General features: G+C 64.5%; 3 protein-coding genes. All 3 read right to left on the bottom strand.

The window, feature by feature from the left end; translation table 11 throughout:
- Positions 1 to 244: 244 nt before the first annotated feature.
- Positions 245 to 1,789: a Do family serine endopeptidase gene (locus tag EOA75_RS31375; protein ID WP_067320983.1), complete on the bottom strand. Its 1,545-nt coding sequence runs from the start codon at positions 1,787 to 1,789 to the stop codon at positions 245 to 247.
- A gap of 120 nt (positions 1,790 to 1,909) precedes the next feature.
- Positions 1,910 to 2,371, bottom strand: coding sequence for a cytochrome c-type biogenesis protein (locus EOA75_RS31370; protein ID WP_127216812.1), 462 nt, complete (start codon positions 2,369 to 2,371; stop codon positions 1,910 to 1,912).
- Positions 2,368 to 2,886: cytochrome c-type biogenesis CcmF C-terminal domain-containing protein (locus EOA75_RS31365; RefSeq protein WP_281058589.1), on the bottom strand; the 519-nt coding region annotated here is incomplete at its 5' end. The genes EOA75_RS31370 and EOA75_RS31365, both read right to left, overlap by 4 nt.

Here is a 2,886-nt window from a genome sequence, read left to right as displayed (position 1 = left end):
GTGCTTGGCAAGCGGCAGCGGGTGATGGGAAACCCGCTGCCGCAGGAGCGAAACACGGTGACTGACTGACGTGCTCGGCCCCATGTTTTCCCGGCGGCGGCTGGGGGGTGTTGAAACCGCCGCAAGGAAAAGTCGCTGAGCAATTCCAGGAAAGGCGTGAAGCGGGTTTCCGTCCGGAATTGCGTCAAACAGAGAGTTAGAGCGGTTCTGCGTTCTCGAGGAGCGATTGAACCGCTCTCTCAGATCAGCCCTTTCCGACCGGCAGCGCGACGAAGCGGTTGCTATCGTCGCGGGTGATCTGCATCAGCACGGCCTTGCGGCCCGACTTGGAGGCATCGGTCATGGCCTTGGAAACGTCGTCGGTAGTGTTCACCTCGTTCGAATTGATCGAGGTGATGACGTCGCCGGGCTGGATGCCGCGGTCGGCCGCATCGCTGTCCGGATCGACATCGGTGACCACCAGGCCCTTGCCGTTTTCCGACTTGGTGACGGTGAGGCCGAGATCGGCAAGCGTATCGGCCTTGGCGGGAGCCGCCTGCTTGTTGCCGTCTTCGTTCGAGGCCTGCTTGTCGCTCGAAGGCAGTGTGCCGAGGTCCACCTTGACCGTCTCGTTCTTGCCGTTGCGCCAGACAGTAACATCAACCGACTTGCCCGGCGCATAAGCGCCGATCATGCGGGCGAGTTCCTTCGGCGAGGCGACGTCCTTGCCGTCGACCTGGGTGATGACATCGCCGGCGACGATGCCTGCCTTCTTGCCGGGACCAGCGTCCTGCGCGCTCGAAACCAGCGCGCCCTTGTCCGACTTCAGGCCGAGCGACTCGGCGATGTCGGAGGTGACCGGCTGGATCTCGACGCCGAGCCAGCCGCGCTGGACGGAGCCGTTCTTCATCAGGTCTTCGACCACCTGCTTGGCGGTCGAGGCCGGAATGTCGAAGGCGATGCCGACACTGCCGCCCGACGGCGAGAAGATGGCGGTGTTGATGCCGATCACCTGGCCGTTGAGGTTGAAGGTCGGACCGCCCGAATTGCCGCGGTTGACCGAGGCGTCGATCTGGATGAAGTCGTCATAGGGGCCGGCGCCGATGTCGCGGCCGCGGGCCGAAACGATGCCTGCGGTGACGGTGCCGCCGAGGCCGAACGGGTTGCCGACCGCCACGACCCAGTCGCCGATGCGGATCTTGGAGTCGTCGGCGAAGTCGACATAGGTGAACTTGCCACCGCCATCGACCTTCAGCACGGCGAGGTCGGTGCGCGGATCGGTGCCGATCAGCTTGGCGTCGAGCTCCTTGCCGTCATTGGTGACGACGGTGAAGTCGGAGCCTTCCGAAACCACGTGATTGTTGGTGACGAGGTAGCCGTCCTCAGAAATGAAGAAGCCCGAACCTTGAGCCACGGGGCGCGGCTCGCCATTGCCGTGGTTGCGGTGGTTGAACCGGGGCATGCCGAACTGGCCGCCCTGATCGCCGAAGCCGCGGAACTCCCTGAAGAAGCGGCGCAGCTGCGGATTATCCGGCAGGTTGTCGAAGCCGTTCTGATCGTCGGAGCCGTCATCGGCCGTCGGCTGGATCTTGGCCTTCACCTTGACGCTGACCACCGCCGGCGAGACGCGCTCGACGACGTCGGCGAAGCTCGGAACCTGCGGAGCCTCGACACGCACAGCATCGGCCAGCACGGGCGCAGTGCCGGTGGCAAGCGCGCCTGCGCCGACAGCACCAATCACGGCCAGGGACGCGACAGCCGCCATCAGGCGCTTGCGGGTGCTTGAATATGAATCGGGGGCAATATTCATGGGTCTCGTTTCCTCTTTCGAAGTGGATGCGCTCAGGAGAGCATCCTCGGAAAAGAGACTTAGTGAGGCGCACATTACGGCGCCATTTCCGATATATGAAAATTTTGTAATGTTGGCGCTTTAATCGCGCAGCAGCTTGTCCAGCGCCGCCTGTTCCTCGGCGCTGAGCGTGCTGCCCGGCGCGCGGCGTGAACGGGTGCTGAGCACGATGAAGATGCCGCCGGCCAGAAGCAAAAGCGCCGGGGTGCCCCACAAAAGCGCGTTGCGCAGGCTGAAGCGCGGCTTCAAGAGAACGAACTCGCCGTAGCGCGACACGATGTAATCCATCACCTGCTGGTCGGTATCGCCGGCGACGAGGCGCTGGCGCACGAGGACGCGCAGGTCGCGGGCCAGATCGGCGTCGGATTCGTCGATCGACTGGTTCTGGCAGACCATGCAGCGCAAGCCTTCGGAAAGCGCGCGTGCGCGAGCCTCCAGCGCCGGATCGGGCAGCACCTCATCGGGCTTCACCGCCTGTGCCGCGCCGGCGAAGACCAACGCCAGCAGGAGGATCAGCGAGGCGAGCGAAAACTTCGCTTTCATGTCGGGCTCGCGGGTAAGGCAGCGGCAGCCGGCTTGCGGCGCCTCGCGGGGGCGCCAACGCGCAGGCGGCGGTCGAGCAGCGACACGGCGGCGCCCGCCATCATCACCAGTCCGCCGCCCCAGATCAGCGTCACCAACGGCTTCCACCACAGGCGCACGACGACCGAGCCGTCCTTGCCCTCATCGCCGAGCGACAGATAGAGCTGGCTCACACCCAGCGTCCTGATGCCGGACTCGGTCGTTACCGTCTGCCGCACCGGATAGAAGCGTTTTGCAGAGGTGATCTCGCCATCGGCATTGCCATCGGCGCCAATCAGCAGGAAGCGGCCGCGCTCCTCGGTGAAGTTTGGGCCTTTCTGAGGAAACAGTCCTTCGAAGCGCAGCGTGTGGCCGGAAAGTTCCACCGTCTCGCCGACGCGCATGGTGAGAATCTTCTCCGTGCCGAACGAAAGCGTGCCGACGATGCCGAGCAAGGTGAGCCCGAGGCCGAGATGGGCAAGCGCGGTGCCGAAGAC

Origin of the sequence: Mesorhizobium sp. M1A.F.Ca.IN.022.07.1.1 (genome assembly GCF_003997575.1) — a bacterium.
Classification (GTDB): Bacteria; Pseudomonadota; Alphaproteobacteria; order Rhizobiales; family Rhizobiaceae; genus Mesorhizobium.
The sequence above is the reverse complement of the archived record's forward strand: the minus strand, read 5'-3'. Positions and strand labels throughout refer to the sequence as shown.

Coding starts and splice junctions, on each gene's coding strand:
- EOA75_RS31370 (WP_127216812.1), bottom strand. CDS start 2,371: ATGAAAGCGAAGTTTTCGCTCGCCTCGCTGATCCTCCTGCTGGCGTTG.
- EOA75_RS31375 (WP_067320983.1), bottom strand. CDS start 1,789: ATGAATATTGCCCCCGATTCATATTCAAGCACCCGCAAGCGCCTGATG.